Below are 25,597 nucleotides of genomic sequence, written 5' to 3' on the forward strand. Positions count from 1 at the left end.
AGAGAAAAACAAAAAGGGCCACCCGCTTTCGCGAGTGGCCCTTCTGTTCGGCTTGGGTCCGTGAGCTTTAGCATCTTTCCTGGCTACAGCTTGTTGACCTAGAATTTCTTTTGGCTCCCCGAGCTGGGCTCGAACCAGCGACCTGCGGATTAACAGTCCGTCGCTCTACCGACTGAGCTATCGGGGATCTGCCAAGAACGCAATTATGACCTAAATTTTTGGCGCATGCAAATCTCGATTTTTTTGAGGATTTTTGGGCCGATCGTTTCCCATCGCCAAAAAACTCTGATATGATTTCGGTCTTTCCAGATCAGGCCCCATAAACAGGGCGAAAAACTGGGAAGAACAAAGATGTTTTGCTTAACCTTTGGCGCCGGTGAAATCCTGATTTCAGCACGCAAAAATTGAAGCAAATGGTCTTGCCGGCATAGCTCAGTTGGTAGAGCAGCGCATTCGTAATGCGAAGGTCGTAGGTTCGACTCCTATTGCCGGCACCAAATTCTAAAAGCAGCCCTCTCGGGCTGCTTTTTTCATTTCCGCGCCAGAACATTCCCTGCACCCTGGCCAGCTTGGGAACTCCACCCGCCCACCGCGCATCCAACTTGCTGGATTCCATTCAGCCAAGCGAAGACCACCATGCGCATCCTCCTCGTTGAAGACGACCTCATGATCGGTGAAAGCGTGCTGGATTGCCTGCGCGCGGAACACTATGCCGTTGATTGGGTCAGGGACGGCAACGCCGCCGAACTGGCGCTGCGCACCGATACGTATGACCTCATCCTGCTGGACCTGGGCCTGCCCAAGCGCGACGGCCTGGCCTTGCTGCGCGACCTGCGCACTCGCAAAGACCGCACGCCGGTGCTGATCGCCACAGCCCGTGATGCCGTCAGCGACCGTATTGCAGGGCTGGATGCCGGCGCGGATGACTACATCGTCAAGCCCTACGATGTGGATGAATTGCTGGCGCGCATGCGTGCCCTGATCCGCCGCAGCGCCGGCCGCGCCGAGCCTGTGTTCGAGCATGACGGCATCACCATCGACCCGCAGGCGCACGCCGCGATGGTGGATGGCACGCCCGTGGCGCTGACGGCCCGCGAGTGGGCCGTGCTGGAGCCGCTGATCTCGCGCCCCGGCATGATCTTTTCGCGCGCGCAACTGGAAGAAAAACTCTACAGCTGGAAAGAGAGCGTCAGCAGCAACGCGGTTGAGGTTTATATTCATGGCCTGCGCAAAAAACTCGGTCCGGACTTGATTCAGAACGTCAGAGGCGTCGGCTATGTCATTCCCAAAGCATGAGCATCAGGCTTAGCAGTTCACTACGCGCCCGCCTGCTTTTCTTTCTACTGGCCGCCATCGTGGTCGGCGCGCTGGCGCAGGGCGCGATCGCCTATCGCAGCACACTGGCCCAGGCCGACGACATTTTCGATTCGCTGCTGCAACGCACCGCGCTATCTCTGGGTACGGGCGACGGCCTGCTCAGCACCGGCCCCACGCAAAGCCGGGGCGCTGCAACCCCCATGGCCGATGACCTGATCATCCAGATCTGGACACCGGACGGCTTGCGCGTCTTCAATTCCCGTTCTCGCCGCCCCCTGCCCGACCAGATCGTGCTGGGCTTTTCCGATGCGCGAATGGAAGGCACCACGTATCGCGTGTATGCGCTGGCCACCCCCTTCCAGGTGATTCAGGTGGCGCAAGACATGGCCGTGCGCAAGCACATGGCACGCGAACTCGCGCTGCGCACCATCGCCCCCATCGCGGCGGCGTCGCCGTTGCTGATGCTGATTGTGTGGTGCGTGGTCAGTTGGTCCCTGCGGCCGGTCAAGCGTGCGCGCGCGCAGGTGGCGGCACGCCAGCCCGAAGACCTGTCGCCCGTCAATGTGCAAGGGCTGCCCGACGAGATCCGCCCCCTGATCCTGGAACTGAACCTGTTGTTGGAGCGGATGCGCGGCGCCTTCGCTCAACAGAAACAGTTTGTGGGCGACGCGGCGCACGAACTGCGCTCACCGCTGGCCGCGCTGCGACTGCAATTGCAGGCGCTGCAACGTGCGGGCGACCCGGAAACCCGCCTCGTGGCGGAACAGCGGCTGGCGGCGGGCATTGACCGCGCCACCCGGCTGGTCGAGCAATTGCTATCCATGGCCCGCCACGAGAGCGCGGCTGAACAGACGCCGGCCGGCCCCGTGGACCTGGCCGATGTGCTACGCCAGGCCCTGTCCGAGACCTTGACGCAGGCCAATGCCAAGTCCATCGCCGTCGACCTGGAAGGTGCGCTTGACGCTCGCGTGCAAGGTCACCGTGACGCGCTGGTCTTGTTGGCCCGCAACCTGTTGGACAACGCCATCAAGCACTCGCCTACCGGCGGGCGCATCCGGCTGCGCCTGGAAACGTCGCCGGACACAGCGGCTTTCATCATTGATGACGAAGGCCCCGGCATCCCGCGCGCCGAACGCGAGCGCGTGTTTGACCGCTTCTATCGTGCCGAGGGCAACACGCAGCACGGCAGCGGACTGGGGTTGTCGATTGTGCGTGCCATCGCCGACCAGCATCACGCCGAGATTTTCCTTGACGATGCGCCCGGCGGCCAAGGGCTGCGCGCCCGCGTGGAATTTCCGCTGTCGCGTTGAGAACGACGAAATAGCGACAGGACCACGCGATTTAAGATTCCCCTAAGTGTCAGGCCCGAAGATAGCGCCATGTCCTCAAACATGAACGCAGGAGCCGACATGAAGACCTCGCAACTGAAACCCTCGCGCCTGATGCTGGCGCTGCTGGCCGCTGGCGCCATTGGCGGCGCTGGCGCAACCGCCGTGATGGGCGGCGTGTCGATGGCGGCCAACGCGCCGACCGCGATCGCTGCCCCGCAGTCCATCAATACCTCCAGCCCGCCCAACTTCGCGCAGATTACCCGCGATTTTGGACCGGCCGTCGTCAACATCAGCGTCAGCGGCACCCGCAAGGTGTCGGCCAATGATGATGACCCCTTCGCCCAGTTCTTCGGCCAGATTCCTGGCGCGCGCGGCGGCATGCCGTCGCGTGAAGTGCCGATGCGCGGCGAAGGCTCGGGCTTCATCATCAGCAATGACGGCATCATCCTCACCAACGCGCACGTCGTGCAGGATGCAAAGGAAGTCACCGTAAAGCTGACCGACCGCCGCGAATACAAGGCGAAAGTGCTGGGCGCCGACCCCCAGACCGACGTGGCCGTGCTCAAGATCGACGCCAAGAACCTGCCGGTGGTCAAGGTGGGCGACGTCAATCAATTGCAGGTAGGTGAATGGGTGCTGGCCATCGGCTCGCCTTATGGCCTGGAGAACACCGCCACCGCGGGCATCGTCAGCGCCAAGGGCCGTTCGCTGCCGGACGACACCTCGGTGCCCTTCATCCAGACGGACGTGGCGGTCAACCCGGGCAACTCGGGTGGCCCGCTGTTCAACGACCGCGGCGAAGTCGTGGGCATCAATTCGCAGATCTACAGCCGCACCGGCGGCTTCCAGGGCCTGTCGTTCTCGATTCCCATCGACGTGGCCTACAAGATCAAGGACCAGATCCTGGAGCACGGCAAGGTGCAGCATGCGCGCCTGGGCGTGACGGTGCAGGAAGTAAATCAGGATCTCGCCAATTCGTTCAAGCTGGATTCGCCGTCCGGCGCGCTGGTGTCCAGCGTGGAGAAAGGCAGCGCCGCCGCCAAGGCCGGCTTGCAGCCCGGCGACGTGGTCAGGCAGATCAACGGCAAGACCATCGTGTCCTCTGGCGACCTGGCATCGATGATCACGTTGGCGTCGCCCGGCGAAAAGATCAAGCTGGACATCTGGCGCGCCGGCGCCCCGAAGGAACTCGTCGCCACGCTGGGCGGCATACCCAAGGACAAGACGCAGACGGCATCCGGCGATCAGGAAGTGCAACGCGGCCAACTGGGCTTGGCGCTGCGCCCCCTGAGCCCGCAGGAACAGCAGGCGTCAGGCACCGAAGGATTGCTGATCGAGCGCTCCGCCGGGCCGGCCGCCAAGGCGGGCATTGAACCGGGTGATGTGCTGCTGTCGCTCAATGGCGTGCCGGTGCACAACATCGGGCAAGTGAAGGAAGCGCTGTCCAAGGCAGGCAAGACCGTTGCCCTGCTGGTACAGCGCGGCGAAGACAAGATCTTCGTGCCGGTGCAGATCGGCTAAGCCTTCCTGCCGGCTTCCCGGGTTTACTCCGCGTCGGGCTGCTTGCCCGGCGCGGCGTCTGCGAAGGCCGGCAATTCGCGGCAGGCGGCATCGATGCGCATCACGTTCGGCATGGCCGACAGGTCGCAGTCGAAACGCTGGGCATTGGCCACCTGCGGCACCAGGCAAAGGTCGGCGATGGTCGGCGTGTCGCCGTGGCAAAAGCGGCCCGTGGCACTGGAACGCGCCAACTGCGCTTCCAGGGCTTCCAGGCCTTGTTCCACCCAGTGCTTGTACCAAGCCGTCTTCGCGGCTTCGTCCACGCCCAGCGTGTGCTTCAGATACTTCAGCACGCGCAGGTTGTTCAAGGGATGCGTGTCGCACGCAATGCCCAGAGCCAGGTCGCGCACCCGCGCGCGGCCAATCGCATCGGACGGCAACAGCGGCGTCTGGGGATGCGTTTCTTCCAGGTATTCGATGATGGCAAGCGATTGGCCGATGACGGCCTCGCCATCGATCAGGGTCGGCACCAGCGCGGTCGGATTCAGCTTGCGGTATCCGTCCGACAACTGTTGGCCGCCATCCTTCAGCAGATGCACGGGCAGGTATTCATACGTCAGCCCTTTCAGGTTCAGGGCGATGCGCACGCGGTACGCAGCCGAGCTGCGGAAATAGCTGTACAACTGCATGAAGTCTCCTTGATGTTTTCCGGCGCCGCGCACAAGCGGCGCCTGCCTATTCCAGCGATTCCGTCTGCACGGCCTTGCGCGACAAGCCCTTGGGCAACGGAAAGGCCACATTCTCTTCCAGGCCGGGCATGGTGCGCACCGACACCGCGCCCAATTCCTTGACGCGGTCGATGACCTGCTGCACCAGGATCTCAGGCGCGGATGCGCCCGCCGTCACGCCGATGCGCTTGCGGTCCACCAGCCAGGCCGGGTCGATGGAATGCGCACCGTCAATCAGGTAGGACGCCACGCCCTTGCGCTCGGCCACTTCGCGCAGGCGATTGGAGTTAGAGCTGTTCGGGCTGCCCACGACCAACACCAGGTCGCACTCGGGCGCCATCACCTTGACCGCATCCTGGCGGTTCTGGGTGGCGTAGCAGATGTCGCTTTTCTTGGGTTCGACAATGCTGGGAAAACGCGCCTTCAAAGCCTGCGAGACCGCCGCCGCGTCATCCACGGACAAGGTCGTCTGCGTGACGTAGGCCAGGTTTTCAGGGTCGTTTACCTGAAGGCCCGCGACGTCGTCCACGGTTTCAACCAGGTACATGCCGCCTTGCGCCTGCCCCAGCGTGCCCTCGACTTCGGGATGGCCCTTGTGGCCGATCATGATGATCTCGCGGCCGGCGGCGCGCATGCGAGCCACTTCAATATGAACCTTGGTCACCAGCGGGCAGGTGGCATCAAACACCTGCAGCCCGCGCGACTCGGCTTCTGCCCGCACCGCCTTGGATACGCCGTGGGCCGAGAACACGACGATGGCGCCCGCGGGCGCGTCATCCAGTTCGTCGATGAAGATCGCGCCCTTGGCGCGCAGGTCTTCCACCACATAGCGGTTGTGGACGATCTCATGGCGCACGTAGATCGGAGCGCCATGCAGTTCGATCGCGCGCTCGACAATGTCGATGGCGCGGTCCACGCCGGCACAGAAGCCGCGCGGCTGGGCCAGCACGACTTCGGCGTCGGAGGCGGTAACGGCCTTGCTCATCAGAGAACTCCCAGCAGCGCCACGTCCAGTTGCAAGCGGACGCCCGCAAGCGGATGGTTGAAGTCGAACAGCGCCGACTCATCGTTGATTTCTTTCAGCACACCCGAATAGCGCCCGCCGTTGGGCGCGGTGAATTCCACCAGGTCGCCCGGCTCGAACGTCGCATCGGCGCCCGCGTGTTCGGCAAGCATCGCGCGCGTGACCCGCTGGATCAGCTCGGGATTGCGGTCGCCATAGGCGTCCGCCGGCTCCAGAGTGACGCTGAACTTTTCGCCTTCGGCATGACCGATCAGCGCGGCTTCCAGCCCAGGCGCCCACTGGCCGCTGCCCATTTGCAGCGTGCCAGGACGGCCGTCGAAAGTGTTGGTGAACACCGAATCCTTGCCAGGACCGGATGCAAGCGTGATTCGGTAATGCAGCGTCAGGTAGGAATCCTGACGGACAAAAACGTTCACTTCGTTAGAGGCGATGCTCAAGATCTGCCACCGTATGGATATTGGATAAACCCTGATTTTAGAGCCTCTTATGAAATTGTCTGTCCGGCTGGCAAAACACGAGCGTCCCCGCGAACGATTGTTGCGCCACGGCGCCGGCGCGCTCCAGGATGCGGAGTTGCTGGCGCTGGGCCTGCGCACCGGCATTCCCGGCCTCAACGTGGTGGATTTGTCCAACCGCTTGCTTGAACGCTTTTCCGGCCTGCGCGGCCTGCTGGGGGCCACACCCGAGGAACTCATGACGGTCCCCGGGCTGGGCGCCGCCAAGGCCTGCACGCTTGCCGCCTTGCTGGAACTGGCCCGGCGGGCCATTGAAGAAGACATGACCCGTCCCCATTCCCTGCGCCACCCCGCCCAAGTGAAACAATATTGCATGACCGCGCTGGGCCATCGGCATGTGGAGCACTGCATTGCGCTCTACCTGGACAACCAGTTGCGCGTGATCGCCACCGGCGAACTGGCGCGCGGCACGCTGTCGCAGGCTTCTGTCTACCCGCGCGAGGTCGTGCGCGAGGCGCTGCGCCACCACGCAGCCGCGCTGATCGTCGCCCACAACCATCCTTCGGGCCTGGCCGAACCCAGCGCGGCAGACCGTGGCTTCACGCAACAGTTGAAACAGGCGTTGGCGTTGGTGGACGTGAAACTGGTGGATCACCTGATTGTCGCGGGCGCGTCCGTCATCTCCATGGCCGAGCTGGGCGGTGTCTAGCCCGGAACCGCCCCGCTTCGCGGCGCGCCGGAATTCGTTAGACTACCGCCCGAAATTGCTTTAGGCTTTAACCTATTCCGGCGCGGCCAGCCCCGACGGCCCGCCTACTGCCAGACCCTTTCCGCCAGCCAAGAAACGCCTTCTGATGAAACGCTTGTGGGACATTTCCCCGCCCGTCTCCACGGCGTCGCCCGTTTTTCCCGGCGACACGCCGTATCGCCAGCAATGGAAGTGGTCGCTTACGCCCGGCTGTCCGGTCAATGTCAGTGAGATCACGCTGTCGCCGCATATCGGCGCGCACGCGGATGCCCCGTTGCACTACCAGAACGGCGCGGCCGCCATCGGCGCGGTGTCGCTGGAACCTTTTCTTGGCCCCTGTCGCGTCATCCACGCGATTGATTGCGGCCCGCTCATCACCACGGATCACCTGGCCCACGCGGCCCTGAACCTGCCGCCGCGCGTGCTCGTGCGCACAGCCAAGCATGCGGCGCAAGACTGGTGGACCGACGACTTCTCGGCCTACGCGCCCCAAACGATCGAATGGCTGGCCGAACGCGGCGTCATGCTGATCGGCTTGGATACCGCCAGCATCGATCCCGCGTCCAGCAAGACCCTGGACAGCCACCACACGATCTTGCGGCACGACATGCGGGTACTGGAAAATCTGGTGCTTGATGACGTGCCCGAAGGCGATTACGAATTGATCGCCCTGCCGTTGGCGCTGGTCCAGGCCGATGCCAGCCCGGTTCGTGCCGTCTTGCGCGAACTGTAGGCTGGTCCGCTGGCCCTCGGGCGGGCGCCCTCAACCGGCCCCGCCCGTCTTGAAAGACGCACGATCATGAACATCACCCTTGATCACACCGTGGCGCTTGCCTGCGCCCGCACACGCTCGCCCGGCTGGCGCGCGCAGCCCGCTTCGGCCCGCCGCGCCGCGCCCCCCTGCCACGGAGGCCAAGCATGAGCTGCCCGCACCGCCCCGAAGACATCGTCCACCAGGAAAAAGCGCAACTGGATTTCACGCGCGACATGACCTACGGCGACTACCTGCATCTGGATGAAGTGTTGGGCGCGCAGCACCCGCTGTCGCCCGAGCACAACGAAATGCTCTTCATCATCCAGCATCAGACCAGCGAACTCTGGATGAAGCTGATGCTGCACGAACTGCGCGCGGCCATCGCCAACGTGGCGGCCGACCGGCTGCAACCCGCCTTCAAGATGCTGGCGCGCGTCAGCAAGATCATGGAGCAACTGGTTCACGCCTGGGATGTGCTTGCCACCATGACGCCGCCCGAATATTCGGCGCTGCGTCCCTATCTGGCGCGTTCCAGCGGGTTCCAGAGCTACCAGTACCGCCAGATCGAATTCCTGCTGGGCAACAAGAACGCGGCCATGCTGAAGCCCCACGCGCATCGCGAAGACCTGCTGGCCCAGGTGCGCAGCGCCTACGACGCGCCCTCGCTGTATGACGAGTCGCTGCGGCTGCTGGCACGGCACGGCGTGGACGTGCCCGCCGACCGGCTTGAGCGCGACTGGACGCAGCCGTATGTATCGTCGGAAGGCGTGGAAGCCGCCTGGCTGACCGTCTACCGCAACACCGACCGCTACTGGGACCTGTATCAACTGGGCGAAAAGCTGACCGACCTGGAAGACGCCTTCCGCTTGTGGCGATTCCGCCACGTGACAACCGTGGAACGGGTCATCGGCTTCAAGCGCGGCACGGGCGGCACGTCCGGCGTGGACTACCTGCGCCGGATGCTTGATGTGGTGCTGTTCCCGGAAATCTGGAAACTGCGCACAGAACTTTGAGCCTGCCCCCAATTTCCTGCCCGGCGGCATGCTGGCGTTTCGACCGTTTTACGCTGGCGCCTCAGGAAAAACCCGTGCTAGAATTTGGGGTTACTTTTTGGATACGTGGCTGGAATCCTTGCGTGGGCGTTCTGTGGTGCATGGCATAAGTGCATGGCATAAGTGCGTGACATAACTGAACGCTGAACGGCATAGCGCGTCCTGGCTGGCGACCCTACAACTTGAAAAAGACTCCTTAGCGAGTCCTAGGATAAGCACCATGAAAGAAGGCATTCACCCCGAATACCGCGAAGTCGTTTTCGCCGATCTGCAAACGGGCAACAAGTTCATCACTCGTTCGACCGTGCACACGCGCGAAACCGTTGAAATCGACGGCAAGACGTACCCGCTCTTCAAGTGCGACGTGACCTCCGAATCGCACCCGTTCTACACGGGCGCCCAAACGCGTATCGTCGAAACCGGCCGTGTGGAAAAGTTCCGCGCCCGCTTCGCCCGTACGGCCGGCACCGTCAAGTCCGCTTCCTGATCCTGTTGCTCCTGCGGGAGTCACAGCAAAAAGGCAGCCTTCGGGCTGCTTTTTTTTCCCCCCTAGCCGGCTTTTTACCGGTTGGGGGCTGGCGCAACCAGATCACTCGGTTACATTAACGCCCGTGTCCCCACTTTCTTTTTCCACTCCCGCCCGGCTCACTTCCGTGGCGACCGCAAAGCTCCCCAGACTGATACTGCTGGGTGTGGCCCTGGCCTATATCGTGGCTGGCCTGTTCATGCGCGACCCGTGGAAAACAGATGATGCGGTTGGCCTGGCGACGATGATCACAGCCATCCGCGAAGGCGGCATCACCTGGTTGCTGCCCCAGGTGGGCTTGCTGGCTCACGCCGAGGAAGGCCCGCTGATCACCTGGGTGGGCGCCATCTGCATCTGGCTGTTCGGCCCCTTCATCGGCGACATCACCGCCGGCCGCCTGCCCAATCTGCTGTGGTTCGGCATTACCGCCGCAAGCGTCTGGTACGGCACGTACCTGCTGGGTCGCCGCAGCGAAGCGCAACCGCTGGCCCTGCCCTTTGGCGGCGAGCCCGAGCCGCGCGACTACGGCCGCATGCTGGCCGACGCCGCCCTGCTGCTGTTGCTGGCCACCGTCGGCATCCTGCAACGCACCCATGAAACCACGGTCGTGCCCGCCATCATGGCCTGCCAGGCGCTGGCCTTCTACTCGCTGGCGCGCAGCGTCGACCGGCCCTTCACGGGCACCACCACCCTGGGTATCGCCCTGGCCGCCAGCTTCCTGACGCGCGGCTGGGTGGGCGCTACACCCATCATGATCGGCGCGTTGCTGGCCTTTTACCCGCGCAGCCAATTGTGGAAGTGCAAACGTTGGCTGCCGTGGGCGGCGCTGGTTACTGTCGCGCTGATCCTGGCCTGGTGGATCCCGGCCAGCGAAAGCAGCCAGTACTGGATCCGCAACTGGAAGACGTGGAACCTGTCGTCCTTCGCCGTGCCGTCTTGGCATGACGTGGGCCGTACCCTGCGCGATCTTCCCTGGTATCTGTGGCCGACCTGGCCGCTGGCCCTGCTGGCCGCGTGGCGCTGGCGCGACTGGATCTACGCGCCGCACATCTGGCTGCCGCTGATGCTGCTGGTTTGCGCGGCCGCGGTGCTGTTTGGCCTGGAAGAAGCCACCGATTCCGAATATGTGTTGCTGGCCGTGCCGTGCGCGGTGCTGGGCGCGTTCTCGTTGCCGACCCTGCGCCGTGGCGTCGTCAACACGCTGGATTGGTTTGCCGTCATGTGCTTTTCGCTGACGGCCGCGACCGCCTGGCTGGGCTGGGTGGCGCTGCACTTCAACTGGCCGGCGCAGATCTCCCGCAACATCGCCCGCCAGACGACCGGCTACGAGCCCGTCATCTCGTGGGGCGCCTTTACCCTGGCGGTGATCTTCACCGTGGCGTGGATCGCACTGGTGGTGTGGCGCCTGCGCGTGCGGCCGCAAGCCCTGTGGCGCGGCACCGTGCTGTCCGCCGGCGGATTGACCGTGACGTGGATCCTGCTGGTGCTGCTGTGGCAACCCGCCGTGGACTACGCGCGCAGCTACCGCACCGTGTCGGGCCAACTGGCCCAGGCGCTGGCGCAACACACTCGGCCCGGCGAATGCGTGCGCGGCTTGAGCCTGGGCAGCGGCCAACGCGCCTCGTTCCTGATCTTCAATAATCTGAGCTTCACGTTCGACGCGAAGTGCACGCTGATCCTTCAACAGACCAACAACCAGAGCCTGCGCGACAATACCGCCGCCTATAGCGACGGCGCCGATGTGCTGTGGCAGGGTGGCCGCCGCGCCGACCGCCAGGAAGTGTTCCGACTACTGCGAGTCGGCCCCAACCGATGACCCCCGCAAACGCGGCGCCGATATCTTTCGGCGCCACCCTGCGCGGCATCGCCAAGCAGGCCTGGCCAGTGCTGATCAGCCAGTGGGCCGGCATTTCGTTCGGCGTCCTGGATACCGCCATGACGGGCCACTCCAGCGCCAGCGACCTGGCCGCGATGGCCCTGTCCGCGTCCATCTACATCACCGTTTTCGTGGGCCTGATGGGCGTGGTGCACGCGCTGATCCCGATCCTGGCCCAGCATTACGGCGCCGGCAACAACGACGAAGTCGGCCGCAGTTGGGGCCAAGGCGTCTGGCTGGCGCTGGGACTGTCCGTCGTGGGCGCGGTGCTGATGCTGTTCCCGGATGTGTGGCTGTCGATGTCGGGGGATGTGGCCCCTGGCGTGCGCGAACGGATCGGGTCCTATCTGCAGGCGCTGGTACTGGCGCTACCGGCCGCGCTGGTATTTCGCACCATCTACGCCTTGGGCACCTCGGTATCGCGCCCAAAGCTCGTCATGGCGATCAACCTGTCGGCCATCGCCTTCAAGGCATTCTTCAATTGGCTGCTCATCTACGGCAACCTGGGCCTGCCCGCCATGGGCGCCACCGGCGCGGGGCTGGCGACCGCGATCGTCTCGTGGATGAGCCTCGGGCTGGGCCTCTGGGTGATCACGCATGACCGCTTCTACCGGCGCTTCAACCTGCGCATCGGCAAGCCCGATTGGAAGACGCTGAAGGAATTGCTGCGCCTGGGCGTGCCGATGGGGGGTTCGTACCTGGTGGAAGTGTCGGCCTTTACCTTCATGGCGCTGCTGGTGGCGCGTGAAGGCACGTATGTGACCGGCGGCCACCAGATCATGTCGAACCTGGCCGCCCTGTGCTACATGATGCCCATGGCGCTGGGCGTGGCCACCGCCGCGCTGACCGCACAGGCCATCGGCGCGGGCAATCTTGCGCACGCGCACCGCACCGGCATGGCCGGGCTGGTGCTGGGCCTGATCGGCGCGCTGCTGACCGCCGCCGTGCTGCTGGCGGGCCGCCCGCTGATCCTGGCCGCGTACACAGACGACATCGGCGTGGCGGCCGTGGCGACGACGCTGCTGGCCGTGTTGCCGCTGTTTCACCTGTTCGATTCCATGCAATGCATCAACTCGTACCTGCTGCGCGCGTACAAGGTTGCGGTGGTTCCGCTGCTGTTGCAGGTGGTGGCGCTGGCGGGCGTGGGTCTGGTCGGCGGCTGGTGGTTCGGTTTTGGCCCGGGCCGAGGCGGCCTGGACGGCATCCGCAACGTGCTCTTGCCCGGCTCGCCAGAGGGCGCCGGCAGCATGTGGCTGATGGCGATGGTGGGCCTGGCGCTGTCCGCCATCCTGCTGCACATCTGGTACCGGCGCATCGTGCGGACCTTGGCAAGATAAAAAAAGCAGCCAAGCGGCTGCTTTTTTATTGCACCGGACACGCCGGTGTCAGACCACCTTCGGACGCTTATCGATCACGCGGCGCGCCTTGCCGGTCAGCGTGCGTTCCACATGGCCCGCGTCCGACACCTGGATGCGCGCGCTGACGCCGATATGCGTCTTCACCGCATGCTGCAATTGCTTGCCCAGGTTGTTGCGCTCGGCATCCGACAGGCCCGAGAATTCCGCGCGCACTTCCGTCAGGATCTCAAGCTCGTCCATATTGCCGGTGCGCGACAGCACCAGTTGGTAGTGCGGCGCCAGTTGCGCAATCTTCAGCACCAGCTCTTCCACTTGCGTCGGGAACATGTTCACGCCCCGCACAATCAGCATGTCGTCGCTGCGGCCGGTGATCTTGCCGATGCGGCGCATGCTGCGCGCGGTAGCCGGCAACAGGCGGGTCAGGTCGCGCGTGCGGTAGCGGATGATGGGCATCGCTTCCTTGGTCAACGACGTGAACACCAGCTCGCCCGGTTCGCCGTCGGCCACGGGCTCGCCGGTGTCGGGGTTGATGATCTCGGCGTAGAAGTGGTCTTCCCAGACGACGGGGCCGTCCTTCGTTTCCACGCATTCGCTGGCCACGCCCGGCCCCATCACTTCCGACAGGCCATAGATGTCGACCGCATCGATACCCGCCTCGGCCTCGATGTCGGCACGCATCTGCCCCGTCCACGGCTCGGCGCCAAAGATGCCGATACGCAGCGAGCTTTGACGCGGATCAATGCCTTGGCGACGCTGTTCTTCGAGAATATTGCAGAAATAGGAGGGGGTGACCATGATGATGTCCGGACGGAAATCATTGATCAGCTGCACCTGCTTTTCAGTTTGCCCGCCCGACATCGGGATGACCGTGCAACCCAGGCGCTCGGCGCCGTAATGCGCACCCAGGCCGCCCGTGAAGAGGCCGTAGCCGTAGGCGATGTGCACGGTGTCGCCGGGCTTGCCGCCGGCCGCGCGAATCGAGCGCGCCACCAGGTTGGCCCAGTTGTCCAGGTCGCCCTTGGTGTAGCCCACCACCGTCGGCTTGCCGGTCGTGCCGCTGGACGCATGGATGCGCGAAATGCGCTCGCGCGGCACCGCGAACATGCCGAACGGATAGTTGTCGCGCAGTTCCTTCTTGGTCGTGAAAGGAAACTTGGAAATATCGGACAACTGCTTCAGGTCATCGGGGTGCACACCCGCTTCGTCGAACGCTTTCTTGTAGTGCGGGACGTTGTCGTACGCATGCTTGAGCGACCACTTCAGGCGCTCAAGCTGCAACGCGCGCAGTTCATCCTCGCTGGCATGCTCGATGGGGTCCAGCCCCGGCTTGCTCATGGTGTTGGACATGGTTATCTCTCTCCTGAAATTCTTTCTACACCGGTGTGGGCGGCGCGCGGGGTTCTCGGTCCGCGCTGCTGCCGCCCTGCCGTTGGCCTTGGCTTTGGTTGGATGACGATGTTTCTATTGGCGTTGGGATGTCATCCTCAGCCTTCGGCGGGAACCCCCACGATCTGGCCCTTGATGCGATAGGACCGCCCACGGAACAGGGCGACGTTGCGGCCGTCCTGGTTGGTGACGGTAACGTCATACACGCCCGTGCGGCCAGCCAGCGAGCGCTCTTGCGCCACGGCGGTCAGCAGGTCGCCTTCGAAACCCGGCGCCAGGTAATCGATGGTGCAACCCGAGGCCACGGTGCTGACATTGCGGGAATTGCAAGAGAACGCGAACGCGCTGTCGGCCAGCGCGAAGATGAAGCCGCCGTGGCAGGTCTTGTGGCCGTTCAGCATGTCGGCGCGCACACGCATCGTCAGCCGTGCGTAGCCGGGCGCCATTTCCTCGACCTTCATGTCCAGACCTTGCGAGGCCGCATCACCCGCGTACATCACGGTGCCAACAGCCTGCGCCAGTTCCTGCGGATCGCTCGGCGCTTCAACGGGGGGAACGTGTACGCTCATCATTGCCCCTTGAATTGCGGTTCGCGCTTGCCCAGGAAGGCGGCCACGCCTTCCGCGTAGTCAGCGCTGCGACCCAGCTCACGCATCATGTCGCGCTCCAGATCCAATTGCGTCGACAGGTCATTGCCCAGGCTGGCCTGCATGGCCTGCTTGGTGAACGCCAGGCCCTTGGTGGGCGCCGTGGAGAAGTGCTGCGCCAGGCGTTCCAGTGTTGCGTCGAACTCTTCATCCGCCACGCATTGCCAGATCAGGCCCCATTCCTCGGCCTGCTTGGCGCTGAGCTTGTCGCCCAGCATGGCCAGGCCCATGGCGCGCGCGCGGCCCACCAGGCGCGGCAGCGCGAACGTACCACCCGTGTCGGGAATCAAGCCCAGGCGGCAGAACGACTGAATGAAATTGGCCGATGCCTTGGCAATGACGATGTCACCCGCGAACGCCAGGTTGGCGCCCGCCCCGGCCGCCACGCCGTTCACGCCCACCACAACGGGCATGGGCAAGGCGTTCAGGCGGCGTACCAACGGCGCGTAGAACTTGTCGACGGTTTCGCCCAGATCGGGCGGCGTGCCGTCTTCGGCGGGCTTGCGCTCGCTTAAGTCCTGGCCCGCACAAAAGCCACGGCCCGCGCCGGTCAGCACCAGCACGCGCGCGCCTTCGGTTTCCACGCGCGTCAGCGCGTCGGCCACTTCGGCGTGCATGTTGGCCGTAAAGCTGTTCAGCTTGTCGGGGCGGTTCAGCGTCAGGCGGGCGATGCCGCCCGACAGGTCGAATTGAATATCCTGGTAGCTCATAAGCGTCGCCCTGCTTAGACGTGACGGCGGGTTTGCACCACGCGGAAGCGGTTCGATACGAAGGCCGTGTCGGACAACGCCGCATTGGCGGCCGGGTTGGCGCCGGTGCCGTGGAAGTCGCTGAATGCCGCGGTCTGGTTGACGAACACCGCGCCCGTCAGGTTCAACGACAACGACACGCCGGACACTTCCGCCGCGTCCTGCACCTGGTCGGCCACCTGCGGGTCGGTCGTGTAGGCCGACAAGGACAAGGCGCCGTGCTGGATGACGCTGTCACGCGCCAACTGAACGCTGTGCGCAGTGGAATCCGTGGCCACCACGAAGGCGATCGGGCCAAACCATTCCTGGCTGATGGCCGCGTTGCCCGCTTCCGTGCGCAGCAGCAGCGGCGTACGAACACGCGCGTTTTCAAACTGCGGGTGCGTCAGCGTCTTGCTGTCGGCCACCACCGGCAGGCCCAGCGCGCGGGCCTTTTCGATGCGTTCAACGATGCCGTCGTTCTGGATGGCGCCGGTCAGTTCGACTGCGCGAGCGGCATCCGCGCCCAGTTTCTCCAGCGCCACGCCCAAGGCGGCGGCAACGTCATCAAAGCTGACGCGGCCTTCCGGCGTGTTGATGCCGTCGCGCGGCACGTAGATGTTTTGCGGCGCCGTGCACATCTGGCCCGAGTACAAGGCCAGCGAGAATGCCAGGTTGCGTGCCACGCCCTTCAGGTCGTCGGTGGAATCGATGATGACCTGGTTGACGCCGGCCTTCTCGGTATAGACCAGCGCCTGGCGGGCATTGTTCTCCAGCCAGTCGCCGTTGGCGGTGCTACCGGTGAAGTCCACAATCTTGACGGCCGGGTCCAGCGCCAGCTTCTGCGCCGTGTCGTCGCCCGCTTCGTGCGCGGCGAGCAGCACCACATCGGGGTCGAAGCCCGCTTCTTGCAGCACTTCGCGCGCGACCTTCACGGTGATGGCCAGCGGCAGGATCGCGCCCGGGTGCGGCTTGACGATGACGGTGTTGCCGGTGGCCAGGCTGGCGAACATGCCGGGGTAGCCGTTCCAGGTGGGGAAGGTCGAGCAGCCGATCACCAGCGCCACGCCACGCGGCACCACGGTGAACTGCTTTTCCATGCGGATCGGGTCATTCTTGCCTTGCGGCTTTTCCCAGATCGCCACGCCCGGAATGCGCGACATTTCCTGCCAGGCGTAGGTCACGGCCTCAAAGCCACGGTCTTGCGCGTGCGGGCCACCGGCCTGGAAGGCCATCATGAAACCCTGGCCGGTGGTGTGCTGCACGGCGTAGGCAATTTCAAAACTGAGCTTGTTCAGGCGCGCCAGGATTTCCAGCGACACGCCCACCCAGGCTTGCGGGCCGGCGCGGCGCCAATCTTCCAGCGCGCGCTTGGAGGCGCTGATCAGCTTGTCGACCGGCACGTGCGGGTACGTAATGCCCAGGTCAAAGCCATACGGCGATTTTTCGCCGCCCACGGTGCCGTCGGCATCGTGCAGGTTCAACGGAAACGGCTTGCCCTTCAGGGCTTCGAAGGCGGCGCGGCCGTCGTCATTGGCCGTTTCGCCATAGTTGCGCGGGCTGGGCGATTCGGCAAACGGGCTCCAGTAGCCACGCAACGCGGCTGCCGCCAGGGATTGTTCCAGCACGGGCTGGTGACGTTCGAAGAATTTTTGGGACACGCTTGTCTCTCCAATGAATTAGGGGTGTCTGACTGGCACAGGCCGCGTCAGGTTTCCTGGTCGAAGTCGATAACCAGGCGGTCGCTGACCGGAAAGCTCTGGCAACTCAATACAAAACCGCGCGCCACTTCGTAGTCTTCCAGGGCGAAGTTGGCATCCATGTCGACCTCGCCTTCGATGACCTTGCAACGGCAGGTGGAACACACGCCACCCTTGCACGAGTACGGCAGCTCTATGCCCTGCGCCAGCGCCGAATCCAGCACGCTGTCTTTATTCTTATCAATCACGAACATGCGGCTGTGGCCGTCCTGCACCACGGTCACTTCGCACTGGCCCTTGCCCGGCGCCTGCGGCGCGTCGTGGCCGGTGCGCAGCGCGCGGGGCCCCTTGGGCGCGCCGAACAGCTCGAACTTGATGTTCGACTTCGGAATGCCACGGGTTTGCAGCCGCTCGACCACGCTTTCGGTCATGGTCTGCGGACCACAGACAAAAGCGTAATCGATGTCTTCGGGGCTCATCCAGGCCGACATCAGTTGGTCGACCTTGTCACCGTCCAGACGGCCGTTGAACAGTTCGATGTCTTGCGTCTCGCGGCTCATGACGTAGACCAGCGAGAAGCGCTCCATGTAGAGGTTCTTCAGGTCTTCAATTTCTTCGCGGAACAGCACGGCCGACGATGCGCGGTTGCCAAAGAACAGCGTGAACTTGCTGCGCGGTTCGGTCGACAGCGCGGTCTTCACCAGCGAGAACACCGGCGTGATGCCGCTGCCCACCGCGAAGGCCACGTAATGACGCTGGTTCTCGGGCGAGAAATCCACGGTGAAGTTGCCGGCGGGCGCCATCACCTCCAGCGTCTGGCCGGGTTGCAGTTCGTGGTTGGCCCAACTGGAGAACGCGCCTTCGTCGACCTTCTTGATGGCCACGCGCAGCAGCTTGTCGTGCGGGGCGGAACAGATCGAGTACGAGCGGCGCAGCTCTTCGCCATTCAGTTGCGTGCGCAGGGTCAGGTACTGCCCCGGCAGGAAGGCGAACTCGTCGGTCAGCGTGTCGGGCAGGTCAAAGGTGACGACCACGGCATCGCGCGTATTGCGCGCCACCGAGGCCACCTTCAAGGAATGAAATTGGTTGCTCATCTTGAAACCGCTCTCAGTGAGTCTTGAAATAATCGAAGGGTTCGCGGCAAGACACGCAGCGATACAGCGCCTTGCACGACGTGGACCCGAAATTGCTGACCATCCGCGTGTCGCGCGACCCGCAGCGCGGGCACGCGATGGCGGGCGCGGCGGCGCGGCGGCTGATGCCCGAGATGTCGATGGCGCGTTCGGCGGGCGCGGCGATGCCGTAGCCCTTGAGGGCTTCGCGGCCCTTTTCGCTCATCCAGTCGGTTGTCCAGGCGGGTGCCAGGCGGGTGTCGACACGGACCTCGTCGATACCGTGGCGCGCCAGCGTCTGCTGGATGTCCTGCGTGATCTCGCGCATGGCCGGGCAGCCGGAGTACGTGGGCGTGATGACGACGACGCAGGTGTCGCCGTCCCAGGTCACGTCACGCACCACGCCCAGGTCCACCACGGACAGCACGGGGATCTCCGGATCGGGAACCTCCTGCAGCCAGGCGTAGACCTGGTCGGCGGAAATGGGCGCCAGCGCGTTCACCACGTGGCTCCCGGATAGGCGCGCGGCAGGTACTGCATTTCGGCCAGTACGTAGCCCAGTTCTTCGGTGTGCCTGCCCTGGCGGCCGCCACGATAGGCCAGATGGTTGGCGGCGGTTTCATCGGGCACGGTCAGCGTGGCTTCTTCCAGTACTTCGCGCACGTGGGCCAGCCACGGTTGGCGCAGGGCGGAAAGCTCACAGCCGATGCCGCGCGCGGCCACGTCCTGGTCTACGGCGTCGTCGGCGAACAGTTCGCCGGTAAAGCGCCAGGCATCATCGATAGCGGCCTGCATCTTGGCGTGGCTTTCGTCGGTGCCGTCACCCAGGCGCACCACCATGTCCGACGAGCGGCGCACGTGGTAGGTGACTTCCTTGATGGACTTGGCGGCAATGGCGGCGACACGCTCGTCGCTGGACTGTTCGAGGCGCTGCAACAGGAAGTAGTGCCACACGTCGAACAGGAACTGGCGCGCCATGGTGTCGGCGTAGTTGCCGTTGGCGCGCTCAACCAGCAGCACGTTGTGGAATTGATGCGTGTCGCGGTGATAGGCCAGCGCGTCTTCATCGCGACCGGCGCCTTCGACTTCGCCCGCCAACGTCAGCCACATGCGGGCTTGGCCCAGCAGGTCCAGCGCGGTGTTGGTCAGCGCCAAGTCTTCTTCCAGGATGGGGCCGTGGCCGGTCCACGCGCCCAGGCGCTGCGACAGGATGAGCGACGAATCGCCCAGGCGCAGCAGGTATTCAAACAAAGTCTTGTCCATGTCTGCCCACCGCCTTACATGTGCTTGATTTCGTCGGGCATCGGGAAAAACGTGGGATGCCGGTAGACCTTGCTGTTGGCCGGTTCGAACAAGGGTTCCTTGTCGCCGGGGCTGCTGGCCGAGATATCCGAGGCGCGCACGACCCAGATGCTCAGGCCTTCGTTGCGGCGCGTGTAGACGTCGCGAGCGTGGTTGATCGCCATTTCGGCGTCCGAGGCGTGCAGGCTGCCGACGTGCTTATGGGCCAGGCCGTGCTGGCTGCGGATGAACACTTCCCACAAAGGCCAGTCTTTGCTCATGATGAATATCCTTGAAATGCCGGGCGCGCGCGGCGCGCTCCGGACGGCAATGATGAGGTGATGTCGGGTGGAATAGAGGAACGCAGGCGCGCTTGGGCCGGTAAAAGCGGTTCAAGCGCTTGGCTTCAAGCGGCCTTGCGCTGCGCCTTCTTGTCCGCGTAGGCAACCAGCGCGTCGCGCACCCAGGCGCCGTCTTCGTGCGCCTTGACGCGCGCGGCCAGACGTTCGCGGTTGCACGGGCCATTGCCCTTGAGCACGGCGTAGAACTCGCTCCAGTCGATCTCGCCGAAGTCATAGTGGCCGCGTTCGGCGTTCCACTTGAGATCGGGATCCGGCACGGTCAGGCCCAGGTATTCGGCCTGCGGCACGGTCTGGTCCACCATCTTCTGGCGCAGCTCGTCGTTGGAGAAGAGCTTGATCTTCCAGGCCATCGATTGCGCGCTGTTGGGCGAATCGGCGTCGGACGGGCCGAACATCATCAGTGCGGGCCACCACCAGCGGTTCAGCGAATCTTGCACCATCGCCTTTTGCTCGGGCGTGCCGTGCAGGCACATCTGCATCAAGAGGTCGTACCCCTGGCGCTGGTGGAAGGATTCTTCCTTACAGACGCGCACCATGGCGCGCGCGTAGGGGCCATATGAGCAGCGGCACAGCGGGATCTGGTTGATGATGGCCGAGCCATCGACCAGCCAGCCGATCATGCCGATGTCGGCCCAGCTAAGGGTGGGGTAATTGAAGATGCTGGAGTACTTGGCGCGGCCGGCGTGCAGGTCGTCGATCAGGTCATCGCGCGATACGCCCAGCGTCTCGGCGGCGCTGTACAGGTACAGCCCGTGGCCAGCCTCGTCCTGGACCTTGGCCAGCAGGATCGCCTTGCGCTTGAGGGACGGAGCACGGGTGATCCAGTTGCCTTCGGGCAGCATGCCGACAATTTCCGAGTGCGCGTGCTGCGAGATCTGGCGCACCAGCGTCTTGCGATAGGCATCGGGCATCCAGTCCTTGGCCTCGATGCGCACGCCATCGTCTATGCGGCGCTGGAACGTCTGTTCGGGGCCTTCAAGCTGGTCCGCGGTCTTGACCTGCTTGACGCCGGTTTCGACGAGTTGAGCGTACATGTTTGTCTCCTTGAGACGGTTTGCGAAAACGCAAGGCAAACGTTCCACAGCGCCGTCATGTCATAGGCGGATTATTTAATACAAAAAAACCATTGTCAAACGCAAAGCTGTATCACATTGGATTTATGTATCATATTGCGGATCCCGATATCGGCCGCATTTGGCCCACCCTATGGCAAACCCTACGTCGCCTTTGGACCGTTTCCTGTCCCGCTTGTTGAAAAGCGACCCCCCTCGCGCCAAATCCCTCTGCGTCAGCTTGCTGGGGGACGCGCTCGCGCCTCATGGCGGCGCCATCTGGCTGGGCGACCTGATCGAATTGCTGGCCCCGCTGGGTATCAATGAACGCCTGCTGCGCACCAGCGTCTTCCGGTTGGTGGCGCAGAATTGGCTGCAATCGGAACGGCATGGCCGGCGCAGCCTGTACCTGATTTCTGAACAGGGGCAGCGACATACCGCGCATGCCTCGCAGCGCATTTACGAAGGCGCGACGCAGGACTGGAACGGGGAATGGACGCTGGTGGCGTTGCCGCGCACGGGCAACGGGCTGGCCGAACGCGCCGAGCTGCGCCGGGAACTGGTCTGGGAAGGGTTCGGCATGATCGCGCCGGGCTTGTTCGCGCATCCGCACACCGAGGCGAGCGCCGCGCACGACATCCTGGAAAAGCTGGGCATTCCGGACCGGGCGTTGGTGCTGTCTGCCCGCGACCTGGCCGGCGCGGGCGGCTTGCCCATCGCCAGCCTGGCCTCGCAATGCTGGAACCTGGACGACGTGGCCGAGCAGTACCGCCAGTTCTCGCGTAATTTCGGTCCGCTGGAAAAGCTGCTGGAGGAAGCCCCGCCGCCCGCTGACGCCTTTGTCGTGCGGGTCATGCTGCTGCACCACTGGCGCCGGATCGTGCTGCACGATCCGCAACTACCCGGGCCGATGCTGCCCGACAACTGGCCGGGCCACGCCGCCCGCGCCCTATGCGGGCGCATCTACTGGAAGGTGTTCGATGCGTCGGAAACGCACCTGAACGCGCGCGCCGGGCAAGACAACGAGCGTTACACGCCGCTGACGGCTGAGGTGGAATCCCGTTTCGGAGGGCGGCCGGCCTGAGGGGCGGCGCGCCTTCAGGGCGCGTGGCCTCGGCAAGGGTACGTCGGGGTAATCCGCCTAGCCGGCAGCGTCACCGGGCGGCATCGACACCCCCAGGGTGTCCACATGGCATTCGCCCGCGGCGTCGCGACCGGCACCGGGGCGAGTCAAACCCCGCGCGGTAGCGATAAAAGACAGCGTCCAGGTGGCCTGGACAGGCCGGCCCAGCGCCGCACCGGTATCGGCGTCGATGCCGCTGGGCACATCCAGCGCCAACACGGGCACCCGCCACGCATTGATCGTATCGACCAACTGCTGCCACGAGGAATCCAAGGGACGATTCAGCCCGATGCCGAACAGGCCGTCGATAAGCAGATCAGGAGGCGTGGTGGGAAGCGACGCCAGCGTGCGACCGCCGACGGCAAGCCAGCCCGCCCAGGCGCGCGCCGCATCGGCGGGTAATTTTTCGGGGCCAGACGGCAGCACCACCTGAACGCGCAGGCCCAACGCCAGCAGGCGTGTCGCGGCTTCCAGGGCATCCCCACCGTTATTGCCAGGACCGGCCACGGCCAGGATGGAGCCGCCAGGGCCCACCCGTTCGGCGGCAAATGCCGCGGCCGCCGCGCCGGCCCGTGGCATGAGCGATGCGCCCGCTGCCAACGCCAACTGCTCGGCGCGGCGAATCTGAGCAACGGTATGACTGGGCATGGCGCGAAAAGAGTAAGGTCCTACCGCGCGGCGGAATGATTGCCGGGCTAGCCCGGCACTAGCCGCCTGCTTACACTTTCAGGAAGTGTTCGCGGTAGTACTTGAGTTCGTCGATGGATTCGTAGATGTCGGCCAGCGCTTCGTGACGGCTCTTTTTCTCGAAGCCCTTGTACACGGCCGGCGCCCAGCGGCGCGCCAGTTCCTTCAGCGTGCTGACGTCCAGGTTGCGGTAATGGAAGAACTGCTCCAGGCGCGGCATGTAAGCAAACATGAAGCGGCGGTCCTGGCTGATGGTATTGCCGCACATCGGTGATTTTCCCGGCGGCACATGCTGCGCCAAAAACGCCAACAGCGTATCCTCTGCCTGCGCCTCGGACACGGTCGACGCGCGGACCTTATCGATCAAGCCGCTCTTGCCGTGGGTGGATTTGTTCCAGTTATCCATGGCGTCAAGCAGGCTGTCGGGCTGGTGGACAACCAGAACCGGGCCTTCGGCCACCATCGTCAGGTCGGGTTCGGTGACCACGACGGCAACCTCGATGATGCGTTCTTTCTCGGGATCCAGCCCGGTCATTTCCATGTCAAGCCAGATCAGGCGATTTTCGTTCACAGCCATATAATTTGCCTATAAAACACGCGATTTTCGCACATCCCTATTGAGCCATCCGCTTCGCCCATGTTCACACTGCTGTTCGTTGCTTTCCTGCTTGCCGATATCGCGGTGCGCCTGTGGCTGGCCAGCCGCCAGATCCGCCACGTCGCGCGCAACCGCGACCAGGTGCCCGCCGAATTCTCGCCCCGCATCGGGTTGACCAGCCATCAGCGCGCCGCTGACTACACCGTTGCGCGCGTCAAGCTGGGCATGCTGGAACGCACCTACGACGCAATTCTGCTGGTGTGCCTGACGCTGATGGGCGGCTTGCAATTCATAGACCTGATGGTGGGCCAGCTTACCAGCAATGACTTCTTGCGCCAGATGCTTTTGCTAGTGGTGGTGGCGCTGGTGCTGGGCCTGCTGGGCCTGCCGTTCACACTTTGGCGGCAGTTCAAACTGGAAGCGCGCTTCGGGTTCAACCGCATGACGCCTGAGCTGTTCATCGCCGACACCGCCAAGGGCTTGCTGGTGGCGGCCGTGCTGGGCCTGCCGCTGGCCGCCGCCGTGCTGTGGCTGATGGGCAGCGCCGGCGCCTACTGGTGGGTGTGGGCCTGGGCGCTGTGGACCGTATTCAACCTGGCGCTGCTGATCGTCTACCCGATGTTCATCGCCCCGCTCTTCAATAAATTCACGCCGCTGTCCGACCCGGAACTGGCCGGCCGCATCCAACGCCTGGCGCAGCGCTGCGGCTTTGCGTTGAATGGCCTGTTCGTGATGGACGGCTCGCGCCGCTCCGCGCACGGCAATGCTTATTTCACCGGCTTTGGGCGCTCGCGCCGCATTGTGTTCTTCGACACCCTGCTTGCCCGCCTGAACGGCGATGAAATCGAAGCCGTGCTGGCGCACGAACTGGGCCACTTCGCCAAGCGCCACATCATCAAGCGCGTGCTCTTCAGCTTCGGCGCCGCGCTGGCTTTCTTCGCCATCCTGGGCTGGGTGTCGCAGCAACCCTGGTTCTATGTGGACCTGGGCGTGATGCCCCAACTGGGCGGCCGCAACGACGCCATGGCGCTGTTGCTGTTCTTCCTGGTCATCCCCGTTTTTACTTTCATGTTCACGCCGTTGGCCAGTTGGTACTCGCGTCGCGACGAATTCGAGGCGGACCGCTATGCGGCCGAGCAGAGTTCGCCGGCGCATTTGGTGTCCGCCCTGGTCAAACTCTATGACGACAACGCTGCTACGCTGACTCCCGACCCTGTGCATTCCGCCTTCTACGACAGCCATCCCCCCGCCGCCGAGCGCATCCGCCACCTGATGGCGACGGCCGCATGAGCAACACGCGCAATTCCAGGAACGGCGCCACGGCCGCACCATCCGAAGCCGTAGGCGACCAGATCGACGGCCGCATCATCGCCGCGCACGGGCGCCACTACACGGTAGAGCTTGCCGACGGTTCCCTGCGCAAGTGCTTTCCGCGCGGCAAGAAAGCCGGCGCTGCCGTCGGCGACCGCGTGCGCATCGCCCCGCAAGGCAAGGATGAAGGCGCCATTGACGCCATCCTGCCGCGCAGCAACCTGCTGTATCGATCGGACGACATGCGCTCCAAGCAGTTCGCCTCCAACGTCGACCAGTTGCTGATCGTGATCGCCGTGCAACCGACATTCTCGGACGACCTGACCGGGCGCGCCCTGGCCGGCGCCTGGAGCGCCGGTATTTCGCCGCTGATCGTCTTGAACAAGACCGACCTGACGGAAGAACTGCCGGCCGCGCGCGCGCGCCTCGCGCCTATCGCCGCGCTGGGCGTGCCGGTTGTCGAACTCAGCGCGCTGGAACCGGAAAACGTGCACACCTTGCTGGCTCCGCGCCTGGCCGGCCGCACCAACCTGCTGCTGGGCCAAAGCGGCATGGGCAAATCCACCCTGCTCAATGCCCTGATACCCGACGCTCGCGCCGCCACGCGCGAACACTCCACCGCGCTGGACATGGGCAAGCACACCACGACCAGCACGCGGCTCTACCATTTGCCCGACCCGGGCGGCGATCTGATCGATTCGCCGGGGTTCCAGGCATTTGGCTTGCAGCACCTGACGCGCGACGACATCATCCGTGGCTTCCCGGAATTTACGCAGCCCATCGAGGAATGCCGCTTCTACAACTGCACGCATCGGCGTGAGCCCGGATGCGGCGTGGTTGCCGCCTTGCAGGCAGGCAAGATCAACCCGCTGCGCTATGCGCTGTACGAGCGGATTCTGGAAGAGAATCTGGCGGGCCAACAACGCTACTGATACGCCCCA

Annotated in this window: 26 protein-coding genes and 2 tRNA genes; 13 read left to right on the plus strand and 15 right to left on the minus strand. The window is 64.2% G+C overall.

Translation table 11 applies throughout. The features are described 5' to 3' along the window. Positions 1–111 precede the first annotated feature (111 nt). Positions 112–187 (minus strand) — tRNA-Asn (locus CVS48_RS27200). 234 nt (positions 188–421) lie between these two features. Here CVS48_RS27200 and CVS48_RS27205 point away from each other — a divergent pair. The 4 genes from CVS48_RS27205 to CVS48_RS27220 all read left to right on the plus strand — a co-directional run bounded on the left by CVS48_RS27205 (position 422) and on the right by CVS48_RS27220 (position 4,169). Then, positions 422–497: transfer RNA gene (locus CVS48_RS27205), tRNA-Thr, on the plus strand. A 139-nt stretch (positions 498–636) separates the two neighbouring features. Further along, positions 637–1,296, plus strand: a complete 660-nt coding sequence (locus CVS48_RS27210; protein WP_100857153.1) for a response regulator — start codon at positions 637–639, stop codon at positions 1,294–1,296. Beyond that, complete coding sequence (locus CVS48_RS27215; protein WP_100857154.1) at positions 1,293–2,627, plus strand: ATP-binding protein; 1,335 nt, start codon at positions 1,293–1,295, stop codon at positions 2,625–2,627. The genes CVS48_RS27210 and CVS48_RS27215 overlap by 4 nt, the downstream gene beginning before the upstream one ends. 99 nt (positions 2,628–2,726) lie before the next feature. Further along, a complete protein-coding gene (locus tag CVS48_RS27220; RefSeq protein ID WP_100857155.1) occupies positions 2,727–4,169 on the plus strand; it encodes a DegQ family serine endoprotease in 1,443 nt (480 codons plus the stop codon). Positions 4,170–4,192: 23 nt separating this feature from the next. Here CVS48_RS27220 and maiA read toward each other — a convergent pair whose 3' ends face one another. From maiA to CVS48_RS27235, 3 genes are read right to left on the minus strand one after another with little or no spacing between them, the layout of a single operon-like run. After that, positions 4,193–4,837 (minus strand): maleylacetoacetate isomerase, encoded by a 645-nt coding sequence (maiA, locus tag CVS48_RS27225; protein WP_050447906.1) that lies wholly within the window; start codon positions 4,835–4,837, stop codon positions 4,193–4,195. A gap of 46 nt (positions 4,838–4,883) precedes the next feature. Beyond that, the gene (gene ispH, locus CVS48_RS27230; RefSeq protein WP_100857156.1) at positions 4,884–5,861 is read right to left on the minus strand and encodes a 4-hydroxy-3-methylbut-2-enyl diphosphate reductase; all 978 of its coding nucleotides are present in this window, start codon (positions 5,859–5,861) and stop codon (positions 4,884–4,886) included. Further along, positions 5,861–6,337, minus strand: coding sequence for an FKBP-type peptidyl-prolyl cis-trans isomerase (locus CVS48_RS27235; RefSeq protein WP_083447433.1), 477 nt, complete (start codon positions 6,335–6,337; stop codon positions 5,861–5,863). The genes ispH and CVS48_RS27235 overlap by 1 nt, the downstream gene beginning before the upstream one ends. A 49-nt stretch (positions 6,338–6,386) precedes the next feature. On the opposite strand from CVS48_RS27235, the gene radC reads away from it, so the two are divergent. The 6 genes from radC (at position 6,387) to CVS48_RS27265 (ending at position 12,648) form a co-directional block, all read left to right on the plus strand. Continuing rightward, on the plus strand, positions 6,387–7,064 hold the full coding sequence (gene radC / locus CVS48_RS27240) for a RadC family protein (RefSeq protein WP_100857157.1): 678 nt from the start codon (positions 6,387–6,389) through the stop codon (positions 7,062–7,064). 145 nt (positions 7,065–7,209) lie between these two features. After that, a complete protein-coding gene (kynB, locus tag CVS48_RS27245) occupies positions 7,210–7,836 on the plus strand; it encodes an arylformamidase (protein ID WP_006218257.1) in 627 nt (208 codons plus the stop codon). A gap of 185 nt (positions 7,837–8,021) precedes the next feature. Further along, on the plus strand, positions 8,022–8,870 hold the full coding sequence (gene kynA, locus CVS48_RS27250; protein ID WP_100857158.1) for a tryptophan 2,3-dioxygenase: 849 nt from the start codon (positions 8,022–8,024) through the stop codon (positions 8,868–8,870). A gap of 259 nt (positions 8,871–9,129) precedes the next feature. Beyond that, on the plus strand, positions 9,130–9,396 hold the full coding sequence (locus CVS48_RS27255; protein WP_006218255.1) for a type B 50S ribosomal protein L31: 267 nt from the start codon (positions 9,130–9,132) through the stop codon (positions 9,394–9,396). Between the two features lie 124 nt (positions 9,397–9,520). Further along, positions 9,521–11,251 (plus strand): ArnT family glycosyltransferase, encoded by a 1,731-nt coding sequence (locus CVS48_RS27260; RefSeq protein ID WP_100857159.1) that lies wholly within the window; start codon positions 9,521–9,523, stop codon positions 11,249–11,251. Next, the gene (locus CVS48_RS27265) at positions 11,248–12,648 is read left to right on the plus strand and encodes an MATE family efflux transporter (protein ID WP_100857160.1); all 1,401 of its coding nucleotides are present in this window, start codon (positions 11,248–11,250) and stop codon (positions 12,646–12,648) included. The genes CVS48_RS27260 and CVS48_RS27265 overlap by 4 nt, the downstream gene beginning before the upstream one ends. A gap of 48 nt (positions 12,649–12,696) precedes the next feature. Here CVS48_RS27265 and paaK read toward each other — a convergent pair whose 3' ends face one another. The 9 genes from paaK to paaA form a co-directional block, all read right to left on the minus strand. Then, positions 12,697–14,016 carry a phenylacetate--CoA ligase PaaK gene (gene paaK / locus CVS48_RS27270; protein ID WP_100857161.1) on the minus strand — a complete coding sequence of 440 codons (1,320 nt, stop codon included), beginning with the start codon at positions 14,014–14,016 and terminating at the stop codon, positions 12,697–12,699. Positions 14,017–14,153: 137 nt separating this feature from the next. After that, positions 14,154–14,624, minus strand: coding sequence for a hydroxyphenylacetyl-CoA thioesterase PaaI (gene paaI, locus CVS48_RS27275; RefSeq protein ID WP_050447926.1), 471 nt, complete (start codon positions 14,622–14,624; stop codon positions 14,154–14,156). Next, entirely contained in the window at positions 14,624–15,412 is a 789-nt protein-coding gene (gene paaG, locus CVS48_RS27280) for a 2-(1,2-epoxy-1,2-dihydrophenyl)acetyl-CoA isomerase PaaG (RefSeq protein ID WP_100857162.1), read from the minus strand. The genes paaI and paaG overlap by 1 nt, the downstream gene beginning before the upstream one ends. A gap of 14 nt (positions 15,413–15,426) precedes the next feature. After that, the gene (gene paaN / locus CVS48_RS27285) at positions 15,427–17,091 is read right to left on the minus strand and encodes a phenylacetic acid degradation protein PaaN (protein ID WP_100857163.1); all 1,665 of its coding nucleotides are present in this window, start codon (positions 17,089–17,091) and stop codon (positions 15,427–15,429) included. 47 nt (positions 17,092–17,138) lie between these two features. Continuing rightward, on the minus strand, positions 17,139–18,224 hold the full coding sequence (gene paaE / locus CVS48_RS27290; RefSeq protein ID WP_100857164.1) for a 1,2-phenylacetyl-CoA epoxidase subunit PaaE: 1,086 nt from the start codon (positions 18,222–18,224) through the stop codon (positions 17,139–17,141). A 13-nt stretch (positions 18,225–18,237) separates the two neighbouring features. Further along, complete coding sequence (paaD, locus tag CVS48_RS27295) at positions 18,238–18,744, minus strand: 1,2-phenylacetyl-CoA epoxidase subunit PaaD (protein ID WP_100857884.1); 507 nt, start codon at positions 18,742–18,744, stop codon at positions 18,238–18,240. Further along, positions 18,741–19,505 carry a 1,2-phenylacetyl-CoA epoxidase subunit PaaC gene (gene paaC / locus CVS48_RS27300; RefSeq protein ID WP_100857165.1) on the minus strand — a complete coding sequence of 255 codons (765 nt, stop codon included), beginning with the start codon at positions 19,503–19,505 and terminating at the stop codon, positions 18,741–18,743. The genes paaD and paaC overlap by 4 nt, the downstream gene beginning before the upstream one ends. Positions 19,506–19,519: 14 nt before the next feature. Next, positions 19,520–19,804, minus strand: a complete 285-nt coding sequence (gene paaB / locus CVS48_RS27305) for a 1,2-phenylacetyl-CoA epoxidase subunit PaaB (RefSeq protein WP_050447891.1) — start codon at positions 19,802–19,804, stop codon at positions 19,520–19,522. Between the two features lie 125 nt (positions 19,805–19,929). Further along, positions 19,930–20,919: a 1,2-phenylacetyl-CoA epoxidase subunit PaaA gene (gene paaA, locus CVS48_RS27310; protein WP_050447890.1), complete on the minus strand. Its 990-nt coding sequence runs from the start codon at positions 20,917–20,919 to the stop codon at positions 19,930–19,932. Positions 20,920–21,091: 172 nt separating this feature from the next. On the opposite strand from paaA, the gene paaX reads away from it, so the two are divergent. Beyond that, the gene (gene paaX, locus CVS48_RS27315; protein ID WP_100857166.1) at positions 21,092–22,021 is read left to right on the plus strand and encodes a phenylacetic acid degradation operon negative regulatory protein PaaX; all 930 of its coding nucleotides are present in this window, start codon (positions 21,092–21,094) and stop codon (positions 22,019–22,021) included. 57 nt (positions 22,022–22,078) lie between these two features. Here paaX and CVS48_RS27320 read toward each other — a convergent pair whose 3' ends face one another. Then, complete coding sequence (locus tag CVS48_RS27320; protein WP_100857167.1) at positions 22,079–22,708, minus strand: NAD(P)H-hydrate epimerase; 630 nt, start codon at positions 22,706–22,708, stop codon at positions 22,079–22,081. Between the two features lie 70 nt (positions 22,709–22,778). Continuing rightward, the gene (orn, locus tag CVS48_RS27325; protein WP_100857168.1) at positions 22,779–23,324 is read right to left on the minus strand and encodes an oligoribonuclease; all 546 of its coding nucleotides are present in this window, start codon (positions 23,322–23,324) and stop codon (positions 22,779–22,781) included. Positions 23,325–23,384: 60 nt separating this feature from the next. Between orn and CVS48_RS27330 the strand changes: the two genes are divergently transcribed. Together CVS48_RS27330 and rsgA are read left to right on the plus strand one after the other, a co-directional pair. Beyond that, positions 23,385–24,635, plus strand: coding sequence for a M48 family metallopeptidase (locus CVS48_RS27330; protein WP_100857169.1), 1,251 nt, complete (start codon positions 23,385–23,387; stop codon positions 24,633–24,635). Further along, on the plus strand, positions 24,632–25,588 hold the full coding sequence (gene rsgA / locus CVS48_RS27335; RefSeq protein WP_100857170.1) for a ribosome small subunit-dependent GTPase A: 957 nt from the start codon (positions 24,632–24,634) through the stop codon (positions 25,586–25,588). The genes CVS48_RS27330 and rsgA overlap by 4 nt, the downstream gene beginning before the upstream one ends. The last annotated feature ends 9 nt before the right edge of the window (positions 25,589–25,597 follow it).

Origin of the sequence: Achromobacter spanius (genome assembly GCF_002812705.1) — a bacterium.
Taxonomy (GTDB): Bacteria; Pseudomonadota; Gammaproteobacteria; order Burkholderiales; family Burkholderiaceae_B; genus Achromobacter; species Achromobacter spanius.